We start from the raw sequence: 14562 nt of genomic DNA, 5'->3' as shown, positions 1-14562 counted from the left end.
TAGACAAGGATGGCGATCCAGCGCAAGCCCCGTCGTGCCATGGCCCACTTGTACATGCCGGCTGCCGCCGATCGCGGGCGCCATACGGCGCGGGGACGCCGATATCGGCATATTCGCCGGCCGTGCGCAGGATGCCGAGCTGCACTGCGCCATCGATCGCGCGCCCATGCGGCATGCGGCGCGCGATCGGCGCCGCTTGCCGCATGGGCCAACCGCCATCGCGTGGCGCCGGATGAAAAAAGGGCGGCCCCCGCAGGGGCCGCCCTTGGGCCTGGGCCGTCTCGACGGCCCTCAGGGCCGCGCGGGACGGTCAGGCTGACTGCATCAAGCCGACTGCATCAAGCGGACTTCTTCAGCGCGGCGACCTTGTCGGTCGCTTCCCACGTGAATTCCGGCTCCGAGCGGCCAAAGTGGCCGTAGGCGGCGGTCTTCGCGTAGATGGGGCGCAGCAGGTCCAGCATGTTGACGATGCCCTTCGGACGCAGGTCGAAGTGCTCGCGCACCAGCTTGGCCAGTTGCTCGTCGGGCAGCACGCCGGTGCCTTCCGTGTACACGGTGATGTTGATGGGCTCGGCCACGCCGATGGCGTAGCTCACCTGCACCTGGCATTGGCGCGCCAGGCCGGCCGCCACGATGTTCTTGGCCACGTAGCGAGCCGCGTAGGCGGCCGAACGGTCCACCTTGGACGGATCCTTGCCCGAGAAGGCGCCGCCGCCGTGCGGGCACGCGCCGCCGTACGTGTCGACGATGATCTTGCGGCCGGTCAGGCCGCAATCGCCTTGCGGGCCGCCGATGACGAAACGGCCGGTCGGGTTGACCAGGAACTTGGTCTTGGCGGTGATCAGGCCTGCCGGAAAGCAAGGCTTGATGATGTCTTCGATGACGGCTTCGCGGATGGTCGCTTGCGACACTTCCGGATGGTGCTGGGTCGACAGCACGACCGTGTCCACCTCGGCGGGCTTGCCGTCGATATAGCGGAAGGTCACCTGCGACTTGGCGTCCGGACGCAGCCACGGCAGGCGGCCGTCCTTGCGCAGTTCGCTCTGGCGCTGCACCAGGCGGTGCGAATACCAGATCGGCGCGGGCATCAGGTCGGGGGTTTCGTCGCAAGCGTAGCCGAACATCAGGCCCTGGTCGCCGGCGCCCTGGTTCAGGTAGTCCTCGGAAGTGCGGTCCACGCCCTGCGCGATATCGGGCGATTGCTTGTCGTAGGCGACCAGCACCGCGCAGCCCTTGTAGTCGATGCCGTAGTCGGTGTTGTCGTAGCCGATGCGGCGGATGGTGTCGCGCGCGACCTGGATGTAGTCGACGTTGGCGGTGGTGGTGATTTCACCGGCCAGGACGACCAGGCCGGTGTTGCACAGGGTCTCGGCGGCCACGCGGGCATTGGGATCCTGCGTGAAGATCGCGTCCAGGATGGAATCGGAAATCTGGTCCGCGACCTTGTCGGGATGGCCTTCGGATACGGATTCGGAGGTAAAGAGGAAGTCGTTCTGCGCCACGGCAAGGTCCTTCTGACAAATAACCGGCTTGAACCGGCAAGATTGTTCATCGGCGCGTTGCACCTGAAATCGCAATCTCGGAAGGGACCTTGATTCGGCGCGACGCTTTAGCGGATTTTTGCCCGGCCGGCCGAAGGCCCGCCGCGCGTCGCCCCGCAAGTTGTCGGTTAACTCGGCGACCGGGCGATTTTAAGCGAAAATGGCGGCTCTTGCCGCCGTGCCCCCCTGCTCCTCCGTTCCGCATGCTGATCGTTGTCTTATTTCGTCTGCTGGCCTGCCTGCCCCTGACCTTCCTGCAAGGCGTGGGACGGCTGTGCGGGCGGCTGGCCTATGCGCTGCCCGGCCGCTACCGCGAACGCCTGCGCGCGAATGCGAGCCAGGCCGGCTATCCGGATGCCGCGTTCGCGCGCGCCGCGGCCGGCGAGATCGGCGCCATGATGCTGGAGCAGCCCAAGATCTGGTTCCGGCCCGACGATTGCCTGGCCCGTACCGTGACCGACGACTGGGCCGTGGCGGAGGCCGCCCTGGCCGAACAGCGCGGCGTCATTTTCCTGACGCCCCATCTCGGCGGCTTCGAAATCAACGCGCGCTATCTCGCCAAGCGCATGCCGTTGACGGTGATGTTCCGCCCGCCGCGCCAGCCGGCCCTGGCGCCGCTGCTGGAACAGGCCCGCAACACGGCCGAACTGCGCGCGGTGCCCGCGACCCTGCAAGGCGTGCGCGAATTCGTTCGCGCCTTGCGCAAGCAACAGGCCATCGGCCTGCTGCCCGACCAGGCGCCGGGCGCCGGCGAAGGCGTCTGGGCGCCCTTCTTCGGACGCATGGCCTATACCATCACGCTGCCCGGCAAACTGGCCGCGCCGCACGACGTTCCCATCGTCCTGATGGCCAGCGAACGGCTGCCTCGCGGCCGCGGCTGGCGCATCCATCTCATGCGCATCCCGTCCCCCCTGCCCGATACGCCCCAGGAACAGGCCGCGCTGCTCAATGCGTCCATGGAGACCCTGATCCGCCGCTTCCCGCAGCAGTACCTGTGGAGCTACAACCGCTACAAGACGCGGGGCGCGCCGCCGCCCGACGTCGTGGCCGGACAGGAGCCCGCGCCATGAACGCGCCCCAGGACAAGGTGCGCACCGTGGATGGCGCCGTGCCCGGACCGCAAACCGGCAGGGCCGACCAGGCAGGACCGGGCAAAGCGGGACCAGGTCAAGCGGAACCGGCCAAGGCAGGACCTGGCAAGCCAGGACTGAAGCGCCGGGCGCTGGAAGCGCTGTTCCGCTGGTTCGGCCGTGTCAGCCCCGGCACGCGCCAGCGCCTGGGCGCCGGCCTGACCTGGCTGACCCTGCGTTTCGCCCGCCGCCGCCAGCGCATCGTGCGCATCAACCTGCAACTGTGCTTTCCCCATGAAAGCGAAGCCACGCGCAAGCGCTGGCTGCGCGAGCATTTCCGCGCCCTCTGCCAGTCGCTGATCGATCGCGGGGTGCTGTGGTACGGCTCACGCGCGGCCATCGAGGAAATGGTCAGCGTCACGCGCCCGCCCGAATTCCAGCGCCTGGTGGACGAAGGCAAACCCATGCTGCTGCTGGCGCCGCACTTCATCGGCCTGGATGTCGCCGCCACCCGGTTGACGATGGACGCGCCCACCGGCGCCACCATGTACACGCCGCAACGCGATCCGGATGTCGACGCCATCGTGGCGGCCGGCCGCACCCGCTTCAACGACGTCCACCTGGTCAGCCGACGCGACGGGGTGCGTGGGCTCATCCGCCACATCCGCGAGTCGCGCCCGGTCTATTACCTGCCGGACATGGACTTCGGCCGCGACGGCGCCATCTTCGTCCCCTTCTTCGGCGTGCTGGCGGCCACCGTACCGGCCACCGCGCAGATCGCCCGCAAATGGCAGTTGCCCGTCTTCCCGGTGCTGGAGCACTGGGACCCGGCCACCGGCCATTACCATGTGGAAGTGCTGCCGGCGCTGGCCGATTTCCCGGGCGACGATACCGTCGAGGCCGCCACCGCCCGCCTGAACCGCGAACTGGAAGGCTGGGTCATGCGCTGTCCCAGCCAATATTATTGGGTGCATCGCCGCTTCAAGACCCGTCCGCCGGGCGAGGCCAAGTTCTACTGAGGCAGGCGGGCCTGCGCGGCCTGGCGGGATTGGAGGATAATGGCCCGCATGAACTGGAACTTCACCAAAATGCACGGCGCCGGCAACGACTTCGTCGTCCTCGACGGCGTGCGCCAAACCATCGAAATGACGCCCGAACGCGCACGCGCGCTCGGCGACCGCCATTTCGGCATCGGCGCGGACCAGATCCTGCTGGTCGAGCCCGCCTCCTCGCCGGCGGCCGATTTCCGCTACCGCATCTTCAACTCGGATGGCAGCGAGGTCGAACACTGCGGCAACGGCGCGCGCTGCTTCGTCCGTTTCGTGCACGAGACCGGCCTATCCGACCGCAACCCGCTGCGCGCGGAAATCGCCACCGGCATCATCGTGCTGGACGAAGGCGACGACGAGCAGGTCACCGTCGAAATGGGCAGCACCCGGTTCGACCCGGCGGCCTTGCCCTTCGACGCCGCTGGCCTGGCCACCCGGACGGAAGGCGCCGACACCCTGTACACGCTGCCCTTGCAAGACGCGACGGCCGCACGGGGCGGCGGCAGCGACCTGCCGGCCACGGTGGAGATCTCGGCCGTCGCCATTTCCAATCCACACGCGGTGCAGATCGTCGACGACGTCGACCAGGCACCCGTCGAACGCATCGGTCCCCTGGTCGAATCGCACGCGCGCTTTCCGCGCCGCGTCAACGCCGGCTTCATGCAGGTCGTCGACCGCAACACCATACGCTTGCGTGTCTACGAACGCGGCGCCGGCGAAACACTGGCCTGCGGCACGGGCGCCTGCGCGGCGGTGGCCGCGGGCATCCGTCGCGGCGTGCTGGACACGCCGGTGCGCGTGCACGCGCGGGGCGGGGTGTTGACGGTGGACTGGGACGGATCCTCGCTGCGCATGACCGGCCCGGCCACTTCGGTCTACACCGGCCGGATCGACATCGACCAGCTCGTTTTTTCCATGGCATTGAATCGCTGAACATGACCGACACGACTCTTAGCGCCGACCAGGTTGCCGACTTCCTGCGGGAGAATCCCGATTTCTTCACCGCGCATGCCGAGCTGTTCTCCACCCTGCAAGTGCCGCATCCGCATGGTGGGCGCACGATTTCGCTGGGCGAACGACAGATCTTCACGCTGCGCGAACGCAACCGCGAGTTCGAATGGCGGCTGAACGAACTCATCAGCAACGCCAGCTTCAATGAAAGCATCAGCACCAAGCTGACGCAGTGGTGCTGCCGCCTGCTCGGCGAAGTGGAAATCCAGCGCTTGCCCGGTGAAATCGCCCTGGGCCTGGCCCAGCAATTCGATCTCAACGAAGTCGGATTGCGCTTGTGGCGCCTGGCGGAGCTGCCGGAAACCGGCTACGGCGAGCCGGTGCCGGAAGACGTGAGGACGTTCACCGACAGCCTGAAAGTGCCGTATTGCGGCACCGATACGGCGTTCGAGGCCGTCAAATGGCTCTCGGCGACGCCGCGATCGCTGGCCATGATTCCGCTGCGTCCGGCCCCCGAAGAACCCAGCATCGGCCTGCTGGTCCTGGGTTCGGACGATGCCGAGCGCTTCGCGCCCGACAAGGGCACGGCCTTCCTCGAAACCGTCGGCAACCTGGCATCCGCCACGCTGCGCCGATTGGCGGCGGCCTAGACGTTGGCCTACACGGCGGCCAGGGACGGATGATGGGAGCAACGGGGACCATGGCGCACGATCCGCAAGCCCTGCCGCCGCCCATGCAGGCGTGGCTCGCGCATCTGGAAACGCACCGGCGCTATTCCCCGCATACGCTGGCCGGCTACCGGCGCGACCTTGCCCACCTGGCCACGCTGGCGGGCGAACGGCCCCTGGAACAGTTGTCCAATGGCCATATCCGGCAGTTCGTCGCGCGGCTGCATGCGCGCGACCTGGGTCCGCGCAGCCTGGCGCGTGCGCTGGCGGCGTGGCGGGGCTTCTACCAGTGGTGGGCCCGCGAGGCTGGTTTGCCTGGTAATCCGGTGGCGGGGGTCAAGGCGCCCAAGGCCGCCCGCGGACTGCCCAAGGCGCTCTCGGTGGAACAAGCCCAGGCCCTGCTCGAAAGACCCGTCGCGCAGGCCGCGACGGAGCCCGTCGCGCTGCGCGACCAGGCCATGTTCGAACTGCTGTATTCCAGCGGCCTGCGGCTGTCGGAACTCACGGGCCTGGACTGGCGCTATGCGCGCAGCCCTGAACACGAATCCTCCAGCTGGCTGAACCTGGACGAACGCGAGGTGGTGGTGCTGGGCAAGGGTGGCAAGCGGCGGTCGGTGCCGGTGGGCGCGGCGGCGCTGGCCGCGCTGCAAGCGTGGCTGCAGGTGCGCGCGCGCCTGCTGGGCCCCGCCAGCGGGCCCGCCGACGCGGCCGCGCTGTTCCTGGGCGAGCGCGGACGGCGCATCACACCGCGCGTCGTGCAGCGGCAACTGGAAAAAGTGGCCCTGGCCAGCGGACTGCCCGTGCATGTGCATCCGCACGTGCTGCGCCACAGCTTCGCCAGCCACGTCCTGCAATCGGCGCAGGACCTGCGCGCGGTGCAGGAAATGCTGGGGCACGCGAACATCTCCACCACGCAGGTCTATACCCGGCTGGACTTCCAGCATCTGGCCAAGGTGTATGACCAGGCCCATCCGCGCGCGGGGCGTAAGTCCTGAACTACCCGAGGGTCCGATGGCCTTGAAGGCCTTGCCTTGCAGATATTGAAGAGCCTGGTAGCCCTGGACACGCGCCGGTCAGGCGGCGCCCATGACCGCGCCGCCCAGCAGCAGCAAGCCGAAAGCGAACACGGCCACCGCCGCGCAGGCCTGCATGGCGTAGCGCAGGCGCCCGGCCCAGGCCTGCGACAGGCGCGCGCCGCCGCGCACGAGCAGATCGCCCGCGGCGACCGCGGCCCAGGCGAGCGTGGCGACGGTCAACCCCGTACCCAGGCCCATGGCCAATGCGGACACGATGCCGGCCAGGTAGAAATCCTGCGCCAACGCGAACACCAATACGATCAAGGCGCCGCTGCAAGGACGAAGGCCAACCGCGAGGATGGCGGACCATGCCTTGCGGGGATTCAAGCGCCCGGCCGCCGCACGCAGCGGCGGGACATGGGCATGGCCGCAGCCACAATCGACACCGTGCGTGCCGTGAGCATGGCCGCGATGGCCTTGGCCCCACGAGGCGGGGTTGCCGCCCTGTGCATGGCTGTGGTCGGTGTGGTCGGTGTGCTGGCCGTAGCCGTAGCCGTGGTCGTGGCCGTGGCCGTGGCTGTGGTCGCTGTGGCTGTGGCTGTGGCTGTGGCTGTGGCTGTGGCTGTGGCTGTGGCTGTGGCTGTGGCTGTGGCTGTGGCCATCATCATCGCCCTGCCCATGATAGGCATCGCGACCGCCCGCCGCGTCGAGCGCGGCGCTGCGGCCGCCCGTACGCCGCCACACGGGCCGTATCGCCTTGCGCCACACCAGCCAGGCGCCCAACGCCACGATCATCGCGAACGAGCCTGTCTCCAGCCACCGCGTCGCGGCGTTCATGGTCCCCGCCGTGACGCGCAGGACACCCCCGGCCACGCTCACCAGCAGGATTGCCACCAGCGCCTGCACCAAGGCCGACAGCAAGGCCAGCACGGCGCCGTTGCGAGCCGTCTGGCGATTGGCCAGCACATAGGTGGCAACCACCGCCTTGCCATGTCCCGGCCCCAGCGCATGAAAGACCCCATACGCGAACGACAATCCCACCATCGGCCATGCGGCCCAGGCATCGTCCTGCCAGGCGCGCAGCGCTCCCGTGAGCTGCCGATAGAAATGGCTCTGCCAGGTCGACACCCAACCCAGCAGGCGCAGCAGCCAGTCCGGCCCGTCCATCGCGCCGCCCCCCGCCTCCGGCACGCCGAACGGATGCGGCGCCGCCATCGCCGGCAACAGCGCGCCCGCCAACAACACACCCAGGCAGATCACCAAGCGGGAAATGCCCGCTTTTCCCGCTTGCCGCCCATGGCCCGCGGGCGCTGGCCTCGCGAATGCATGCGTCGCAGGCCGTCCAGTCGCGGACCCAGGGTTTATCGACAGATCGGTCACGGACACGTCAGCCGTATTCGATGCGTCAAGCCCTTGGTGACCGCGAACAACTCCTCCGGCAAGTCCGGCTGGTCCGCCGGAATGGCCGCCAGCTGCTGCACCAGCGCCGCATCCAGCGGCTTGGGCGGACGGTAGTCCGCGCGGCAACCCGCCGGCGCACGGTCCATGGCGACGGCGCCCGCCGTGCTGAAATCGTAGGCCACGAAATAGGTGGGATCGATGATGTCGATGTCGACGCCCGTCGCGCCCGGCGCCACCGGCTGCTGCAAGGGCAGCGTGAACACCAGCGCCATCGTCTTGCGCTTCGCGTCCCATTCGACCTTGGCGTCGCGCGGCGCCGCATAGGCCACCACCTTGCCGTCCACGGCCACGCGCGTGAAGTAATGGGAGATGGGTTCGCCGAGGGCGCCCATCCATTCCCGCGCCATGCGATCCAGCGTGGCGGGCGACAGCTGGCCCTTCTTGTCGGCCAGCCCCTGCGTCGTATAGGCGACGAACATCTCGTCGAACTGCCAGCGTTCCCGCAGGGCTTCCAGCCGGCCTTGGCCATCGAAGCGCAGCACGGCCTCGCCATCTATCCACATATGCGGATGCGCCTGCGCGGGCGCGGCGGCCACCAGGGCCGCAGCCGCCAGCAAGGCGCCGGTCGCGCGCCTGATACCGCCCGGCGCCGAGGCCCTAGGCAAGGCGTTGAACGTGGCGCCCGCCGTGATGTCGGGCCTGGCGCCGCGCGCGCCAGCATGCCCGCCCGTCAGCGGCCCGCCGCGATGCGCGGCGCAGCACCTGGCATTGCGGAAAACGCGCACGTTCACGGCTTCAGCGCCGCCATGAACTGGCTGAGGTTCCACTCGAACATGCCCAGGTAGGTGGCGGCCGGCAAGCCCGGCTTGGCCAGGGCATCGGAGTACAAGGTGCCGCCCACGCGCGCACCGGTCTCGCGCGCGATCTGCTGCGCCAGCCTGGGACTGCTGACGTTCTCGAAGAACACCGCGGGGACCTTCTCCTGGCGGATCTGGCCGATGATGCGCGCAACGTCCGCGGCGGACGGCTCGGCCTCGGTCGAGATGCCCATGGCGGAGATGAACGTCATGCCGTAAGCGTCGCCGAAATAGCCGAAGGCATCATGCGACGTGACCACGCGCCGGCGCTCCGGCGGCAGGGCCGCGAAAGCCTGTTTCACCCGCGCGTCCAGCGCCTCGATGCGCGCGACATACGCATCCGTGCGCTGCCGATAGGCATCGGCATGCGCGGCATCCGCGGCCGCCAGCGCGGCGCCGATATTGCGGGCGTAGCGGGCGCCATTGGCCAGGTTCTGCCACGCATGCGGATCGGTATTGCCGTCATGGGCATGCTCGCCCGGCTTGCCGGCGCCATGATCGTGACCATGTCCCCCGGTCGCGTCGCCGCCGAAATCGCGCGGCGTCACGCCTTCCGACGCCACCACGGTCGTCCCCTTGAAACCGGACGCGCGCACCAGCTTGGGCAGCCAGGCCTCGAATCCCAGGCCATTGACCACCACCAGTTGGGCGGCGGCCAGGCGGCGGGCATCGGCCGGGGTCGGCTCGTACTCATGGGCATCGCCGTCCGGGCCGACCAGCACGTCGACCTGCACGTCGCCACCGCCGATCTGCTTCACCATGTCGCCCAGGATGGAGAAACTGGCCACCACCTTCAACGGCCCCGCCGGGGCGGGCGCCGCGTCCGGGGCCTGCTGGGCGTAGGCGGCCATGCTGCCGCCCAGCAGGCCGCTGGCGGCCAGGGCCAATGCCGCCAGCGCCCGCCTGCGCAATGGCAGGAACCGTTGGGAAAAACTCGCGTATGCCATGGATGGATACTCCGTGGAAGATCAGCGCGCACCGCGCCGCGCGCGCCGTGAGAAGTCCAGCAGGCCGCCCTGCGGCCCGCCTGCGACGGAAACCAGATAGACCACGCCCGCCGCCAGAATGATGGCGGGCGACGCCGGCACGTTGTAGTGATAGGAAACCAGCAAGCCCATCAGCGAGGCAAAGGCGCCCAGGAAGGCCGCCAGGGGAATCTGGCCGGCGGCGGAACGCACCCAGAAGCGCGCGGAAGCCGCCGGCAGCATCATGATGCCCACCACCATCAGCGTGCCCAGCACCTGGAAGCCGGACACCAGGTTGAACACCACCAGCATCAGGAACGCCATGTGCACCATCGAGCCGCCGCCGCCCGCCGCGCGCAGGAAGCCCGGGTCCAGGCACTCGGCCACCAGCAGGCGGTAAAGTCCCGCCAGCGCCACCAGGGTGATGGTGGCGCACACGGTAACCAGCAGCAAGGCATCATCGTCCAGGCCCAGCACGGTGCCGAACAGCACATGCAGCAGGTCCATGTTGGAGCCGCGCAGCGACACCAGCAGCACGCCCAGTCCCAGGGAAATCAGATAGAACGCGGCGAAACTGGCATCTTCGCGCAGCGGCGTCAGGCGCGACACCACGCCCGCCAGCAGCGCCACCGCCAGCCCCGTGACGATGCCGCCCAGCAGCATGGCCGTCAGCGACAGGCCCGATAGCAGGAAACCCGCCGCAACGCCGGGCAGGATGGCATGCGACATCGCGTCGCCCATCAGGCTCATGCGGCGCAGGACCAGGAACACGCCCAGCGGCGCGGCGCCGCAAGACAACGCGAAAGACCCGGCCAGGGCCCGCCGCATGAAACCATAGTCGACAAAGGGCGCCACCACCCACTCGTTCAATCCCACGCCAGCTCCTGGTCGCGCAGCGCCCGCGCCGCGCGCAAATTCTGTTCGGTAAGCACGTCGGCGGTATCGCCCCAGGCCACGGTCCGACCGGCCAGCAGCAAGGTATGGGGAAAATGCGCCCGCACCAGGTCCATGTCGTGCAGCACCGCGATCACGGTGCGGCCCTGCGCGTGGCAGTCGGTCAGCAAGGCCATCAAGTCCTCGGTGGTATGGCTGTCGACGGCGGCGAAGGGCTCGTCCAGCAGCAGCACGCCGGCATCCTGCAGCATCAGCCGGGCGAACAGGGCGCGTTGCAACTGGCCGCCGGAAAGGGTGCCGGCGATGCGATCACCCAGGTCCGCCAGCCCGACAGCCGCCAGCGCCTGCTCGACACGGTCGCGTTCGGTCCGCCCATAACGGCGCCAAGGCCCCACGCGGCGCCAGGCGCCCATGGCAACCAGCTCCCGTACGGTAATGGGAAAGGAACGGTCCAGATCGGCCGCCTGCGGCAGCCAGGCCAGTTCGCGGCGGCCGGCGCCATCCACGCGGACATGGCCGCCCAAGGGCCGCAATACACCCATGATGCCTTTGACCAGCGTGGACTTGCCGGCGCCGTTGGGCCCCACGATGGCCGTCATCGAACCGGGCGCGAAAACGCCGCTGACGCCGCTGACGGCGGGGCGGCCGCGCCAGCCATAGGAAACGCGGTCCAGCGTAATGCGGGCCGCGGGAACCGGATTCGCCCGCACCGGACTTGCCACCCTGGTGCTCACCACCATCCCATCGCCCATCCCGTCAAGGTCCAAAGACCGGCGCAGAGCGCCAGCGCAACACCCATTCGCTGCCAGGCCGACGCCAGCAACCAGGATCCACGTCCAGGCCCGGGCCCGCTCCGGTCTCCGGACACGCCGAGGGGCGTGGCGCTTTGGGCGCCGCTTTGGGCGTCGGAAGCTTGCTGGTGGGAAGGCGACGTGGACATACGAGGGGGCGGCGGCGGAAAAATCGGCGCGGGAAACGACGAGTGAATGTTATATCATATCAAATGAAGTATCCCCCTCGTGTCCCGACGCGGTATGCTCCTGCCCGTATGCCCACCTCCTCCCGGCCCACCAAGGCGTCTTCCGCCGACCAGATCAGCGCCCAACTGGACGTTGCCGAAAACCTCTGCAACCAGCGCGGCAAGCGCCTGACGCCCATACGGCGCAAGGTGCTGGAGCTATTGCTGCGCCACGATCGCAGCGTCAAGGCGTACGAGCTGCTGGAGGCCATGCGCGCCGTCCATCCCGGCGCCGCGCCGCCCACCGTCTATCGCGCCCTGGATTTCCTGCTCGACGAAGGCCTGATCCACCGTCTTGACGCGGTCAATGCCTGGGCGGCCTGCCATGACGCCGGCGGCACGCCGCACGATCTGCTGGTGGTCTGTACCGGCTGCGGCGCGGTGGCCGAAGTCAGCGATCCCGCCATGAGCCGCCAGCTGGCCGAGCGGGTCGCCCGTACGGGCTACATCCTGAACAGCCACGAAACCGAGATCCGCGCCCTTTGCCCGGCCTGCCAGAAAACACAAGGTGTAACAGGCGGCCACAAGCATGGCGACGCTCCCGGGCACGACCACCGTCACGGATCCGGGCACGCGCATTGACCCCGGGCACGTCCCGTGCTGGCGTGTATCCGATTGCAGTCTTGAAATGCCGGCTTCTGCCCCCATTTCGCTGTAATCCTCGCGCTAAACCAGGGTAGGCCCGGGGTTTGCCCCCCGCCGCCGACTGTGCTGTAATCCTGCGTCCGGTCGCTGGCTGATGCGACCTCCAGTTCGCGGCCTTGGTCCTGCCCTGTCCGGCGCGCCCTTCAACGCTCCGGCCCTCCGGGGCCCTGCTCAGGCATCTAATTCGCAGTCATCATGAATACCTCGCGCAGTTTGGACAATATGGTTCCCGTCACCATCCTCACCGGGTTTCTCGGTGCGGGCAAGACGACGCTGCTCAAACGTATCCTGACCGAATACCATGGCCGCCGCGTCGCGGTCATCGAAAACGAGTTCGGGCCCGAAAGCATCGACAACGACCTGTTGATCCAGGACAGCGACGAAGAGATCGTCGAACTGAGCAACGGCTGCGTCTGCTGCACCGTGCGCGGCGACCTGATGCGCACGCTCAACGAGTTGCGCCAGAAGCGCCAGGCCGGCGAGCTGAAGTTCGAACGCGTCATCCTGGAAACCACCGGCATGGCCAACCCCGGCCCGGTGTGCCAGACCTTCTTCATGGACGACGACATCGCCGACTACTACCGCCTGGACGCGGTGGTGACGGTGGTCGACGCCAAGCACGGCATGGCCACGCTGGACGAACAGCCGGAATCGCAGAAGCAGATCGGCTTTGCCGACCGCATCCTGATTTCCAAGAAAGACCTGGTCAACGAAGCCGACTACGAAGCCCTGCGTGCCCGCGTCGTGCGCATCAATCCGCGCGCGCCGATCACGCCGGTGAACTTCGGCGATGCGGACCTGAAGTCCATCATCGACATCAGCGGCTTCAACCTGAACTCGATCCTGGACATCGACCCGGACTTCCTGGCCGATGAGCATCCGGACGCCCGCCATGACCATGATCACGACCACGATCATGACCACGGCGATTGCGGCGCCGGCTGCGACCACCCGCATCACCATCATCACGCCCACCACGACGACGAGATCGGCGCATTCGTGTTCCGTTCGAACAAGCCTTTCGATCCGTCGCGGCTGGAGGAATTCCTCGGCGGCGTGGTGCAGGTATACGGCCCCGATTTGCTGCGCTATAAAGGCATCCTTTACATGAAAGGCGTCAATCGCCGCATGCTCTTCCAGGGCGTGCACATGATGATGGGCGCCGAGCCCGGCAAACCGTGGACCGCGAACGAGAAGCCGTCGACCAAGATGGTTTTCATCGGCCGCAAGCTGCCCCAGGAGATATTTACCCGGGGACTGGAGCAGTGCCTGGTGGGTGCAGCCTGACGCTGCCCTGCCCGGATCCGATTCATAGTGGAGTGTTTTCATGGCTACCAAGGCAGCAACCAAAAAATCAAGCAAATCGACGACCGACTCGCCGGTCGATCTGCCCAGCGAAAAGGAATTGCTGGCCATGCCGGAATCCGACTATATGAACGACCGCCAGCTGGCGTTCTTCAAAGAGCGGCTGAAGCAGCTGGAGCAGGACATCCTGAACAACGCGGGTGAAACCACCGAGCATCTGCGCGAAACGCAGTTCGTGCCGGATCCGGCCGACCGCGCCACCATCGAGGAAGAGCATGCGCTGGAACTGCGCACGCGCGACCGCGAGCGCAAGCTGCTGAAGAAGGTCCAGCAGTCCATCGCCCGCATCGACAGCGGCGAATACGGCTGGTGCGAGGAAACCGGCGAGCCCATCGGCATCCCCCGCCTGCTGGCCCGCCCCACGGCCACCCTGTCGCTGGAAGCGCAGGAACGCCGCGAAATGCGCCAGAAGCTGTACGGCGACTGATACGCGCCACGCCCCGATGCATGGCCGAGGAAGCGGTGCCCGAGTAATCGGGCACCGCTTTTTGTTGCGCGGCGATTTCCCCGCGCATGCCTCCCCCCTTGAGTTCCCGGCACGCTGCCCCCATATGCCCTGCTTCAGCCGAGGAAAACACCATGGAACAATTTCACGCCACCACCATCGTCTGCGTCCGGCGCGGCAAGCGGGTCGCTCTCGGTGGCGACGGACAGGTCACGCTGGGCAACATCGTCATCAAGGGCACCGCGCGCAAGATCCGCCGGCTTTACCATGACAAGATCCTGGCCGGTTTCGCTGGCGCTACCGCCGACGCCTTCACGCTGCAGGAACGTTTCGAAGCCAAGCTGGAAAAGCACCAGGGCAACCTGATGCGCGCCGCCGTCGAACTGACCCGCGACTGGCGCACCGACCGTGTCCTGCGCCGCCTGGAAGCCATGCTGATCGTCGCTGACGAGGATCACACGCTGGTGCTGACCGGCAACGGCGATGTGCTGGAACCGGAACACGGCCTGGCGGCCATCGGCTCCGGCGGCGCCTATGCGCAGTCCGCGGCGCGTGCCCTGCTGGTCAACACCGACCTGCCGCCCGAAGTCATCGTCAAGAAATCGTTGGAGATCGCCGGCGAGCTGTGCATCTATACCAACATGAATCACGTCGTCGAAACGCTGGGCGAGTAATCG

15 protein-coding genes are annotated in these 14562 nt (G+C 67.8%); 9 read left to right on the top strand and 6 right to left on the bottom strand.

Annotated elements, in window-relative coordinates:
• Positions 1-338: 338 nt before the first annotated feature.
• The gene (gene metK / locus C7R54_RS18135; protein WP_129151822.1) at positions 339-1502 is read right to left on the bottom strand and encodes a methionine adenosyltransferase; all 1164 of its coding nucleotides are present in this window, start codon (positions 1500-1502) and stop codon (positions 339-341) included.
• Positions 1503-1747: 245 nt separating this feature from the next.
• Between metK and C7R54_RS18130 the strand changes: the two genes are divergently transcribed.
• Genes C7R54_RS18130 through xerC form a run of 5 tightly spaced genes read left to right on the top strand, consistent with a single transcriptional unit; the run spans position 1748 to position 6274 of the window.
• Positions 1748-2611, top strand: a complete 864-nt coding sequence (locus tag C7R54_RS18130) for a lysophospholipid acyltransferase family protein (RefSeq protein WP_129152041.1) — start codon at positions 1748-1750, stop codon at positions 2609-2611.
• Positions 2608-3630 carry a lysophospholipid acyltransferase family protein gene (locus C7R54_RS18125; RefSeq protein WP_129151821.1) on the top strand — a complete coding sequence of 341 codons (1023 nt, stop codon included), beginning with the start codon at positions 2608-2610 and terminating at the stop codon, positions 3628-3630. The genes C7R54_RS18130 and C7R54_RS18125 overlap by 4 nt, the downstream gene beginning before the upstream one ends.
• A 48-nt stretch (positions 3631-3678) precedes the next feature.
• On the top strand, positions 3679-4593 hold the full coding sequence (dapF, locus tag C7R54_RS18120) for a diaminopimelate epimerase (protein WP_129151820.1): 915 nt from the start codon (positions 3679-3681) through the stop codon (positions 4591-4593).
• 2 nt (positions 4594-4595) lie between these two features.
• Positions 4596-5261: a DUF484 family protein gene (locus tag C7R54_RS18115; protein WP_129151819.1), complete on the top strand. Its 666-nt coding sequence runs from the start codon at positions 4596-4598 to the stop codon at positions 5259-5261.
• Between the two features lie 50 nt (positions 5262-5311).
• Positions 5312-6274: a tyrosine recombinase XerC gene (gene xerC, locus C7R54_RS18110; protein ID WP_129151818.1), complete on the top strand. Its 963-nt coding sequence runs from the start codon at positions 5312-5314 to the stop codon at positions 6272-6274.
• Positions 6275-6352: 78 nt separating this feature from the next.
• Here the strand turns inward: xerC and C7R54_RS18105 are convergent, their stop codons facing one another.
• The 5 genes from C7R54_RS18105 to aztA form a co-directional block, all read right to left on the bottom strand.
• A complete protein-coding gene (locus tag C7R54_RS18105; protein WP_338026207.1) occupies positions 6353-7558 on the bottom strand; it encodes a nickel/cobalt transporter in 1206 nt (401 codons plus the stop codon).
• A gap of 113 nt (positions 7559-7671) precedes the next feature.
• Positions 7672-8313 carry a DUF1007 family protein gene (locus tag C7R54_RS18100; protein WP_275669700.1) on the bottom strand — a complete coding sequence of 214 codons (642 nt, stop codon included), beginning with the start codon at positions 8311-8313 and terminating at the stop codon, positions 7672-7674.
• A 170-nt stretch (positions 8314-8483) separates the two neighbouring features.
• Positions 8484-9500 carry a metal ABC transporter substrate-binding protein gene (locus tag C7R54_RS18095; RefSeq protein ID WP_129151817.1) on the bottom strand — a complete coding sequence of 339 codons (1017 nt, stop codon included), beginning with the start codon at positions 9498-9500 and terminating at the stop codon, positions 8484-8486.
• 21 nt (positions 9501-9521) lie between these two features.
• Complete coding sequence (locus C7R54_RS18090; RefSeq protein WP_129151816.1) at positions 9522-10394, bottom strand: metal ABC transporter permease; 873 nt, start codon at positions 10392-10394, stop codon at positions 9522-9524.
• A complete protein-coding gene (aztA, locus tag C7R54_RS18085; protein ID WP_129151815.1) occupies positions 10385-11152 on the bottom strand; it encodes a zinc ABC transporter ATP-binding protein AztA in 768 nt (255 codons plus the stop codon). Before aztA ends, C7R54_RS18090 begins: the two co-directional genes overlap by 10 nt.
• A 308-nt stretch (positions 11153-11460) precedes the next feature.
• Between aztA and C7R54_RS18075 the strand changes: the two genes are divergently transcribed.
• The 4 genes from C7R54_RS18075 to hslV all read left to right on the top strand — a co-directional run bounded on the left by C7R54_RS18075 (position 11461) and on the right by hslV (position 14559).
• Positions 11461-12012: a Fur family transcriptional regulator gene (locus C7R54_RS18075; RefSeq protein ID WP_129151813.1), complete on the top strand. Its 552-nt coding sequence runs from the start codon at positions 11461-11463 to the stop codon at positions 12010-12012.
• Between the two features lie 258 nt (positions 12013-12270).
• On the top strand, positions 12271-13362 hold the full coding sequence (locus C7R54_RS18070; RefSeq protein ID WP_129151812.1) for a CobW family GTP-binding protein: 1092 nt from the start codon (positions 12271-12273) through the stop codon (positions 13360-13362).
• Between the two features lie 40 nt (positions 13363-13402).
• Positions 13403-13867, top strand: a complete 465-nt coding sequence (gene dksA, locus C7R54_RS18065) for an RNA polymerase-binding protein DksA (RefSeq protein WP_129151811.1) — start codon at positions 13403-13405, stop codon at positions 13865-13867.
• A gap of 152 nt (positions 13868-14019) precedes the next feature.
• The gene (gene hslV / locus C7R54_RS18060; protein ID WP_129151810.1) at positions 14020-14559 is read left to right on the top strand and encodes an ATP-dependent protease subunit HslV; all 540 of its coding nucleotides are present in this window, start codon (positions 14020-14022) and stop codon (positions 14557-14559) included.
• Positions 14560-14562: the final 3 nt, after the last annotated feature.

Origin of the sequence: Achromobacter aloeverae (genome assembly GCF_004121055.1) — a bacterium.
GTDB lineage: Bacteria > Pseudomonadota > Gammaproteobacteria > Burkholderiales > Burkholderiaceae_B > Bordetella_C > Bordetella_C aloeverae.
This window is presented reverse-complemented; position numbering and strand designations above follow the sequence as displayed.

Bases quoted from the DNA above. Each gene is read 5' to 3' on its own strand.
- C7R54_RS18070 (WP_129151812.1), top strand. From the start codon at position 12,271: ATGAATACCTCGCGCAGTTTGGACAATATGGTTCCCGTCACCATCCTC.
- xerC (WP_129151818.1), top strand. From the start codon at position 5,312: ATGGCGCACGATCCGCAAGCCCTGCCGCCGCCCATGCAGGCGTGGCTC.
- C7R54_RS18075 (WP_129151813.1), top strand. From the start codon at position 11,461: ATGCCCACCTCCTCCCGGCCCACCAAGGCGTCTTCCGCCGACCAGATC.
- aztA (WP_129151815.1), bottom strand. From the start codon at position 11,152: ATGGTGGTGAGCACCAGGGTGGCAAGTCCGGTGCGGGCGAATCCGGTT.
- hslV (WP_129151810.1), top strand. From the start codon at position 14,020: ATGGAACAATTTCACGCCACCACCATCGTCTGCGTCCGGCGCGGCAAG.
- C7R54_RS18125 (WP_129151821.1), top strand. From the start codon at position 2,608: ATGAACGCGCCCCAGGACAAGGTGCGCACCGTGGATGGCGCCGTGCCC.
- dapF (WP_129151820.1), top strand. From the start codon at position 3,679: ATGAACTGGAACTTCACCAAAATGCACGGCGCCGGCAACGACTTCGTC.
- dksA (WP_129151811.1), top strand. From the start codon at position 13,403: ATGGCTACCAAGGCAGCAACCAAAAAATCAAGCAAATCGACGACCGAC.
- C7R54_RS18095 (WP_129151817.1), bottom strand. From the start codon at position 9,500: ATGGCATACGCGAGTTTTTCCCAACGGTTCCTGCCATTGCGCAGGCGG.
- C7R54_RS18115 (WP_129151819.1), top strand. From the start codon at position 4,596: ATGACCGACACGACTCTTAGCGCCGACCAGGTTGCCGACTTCCTGCGG.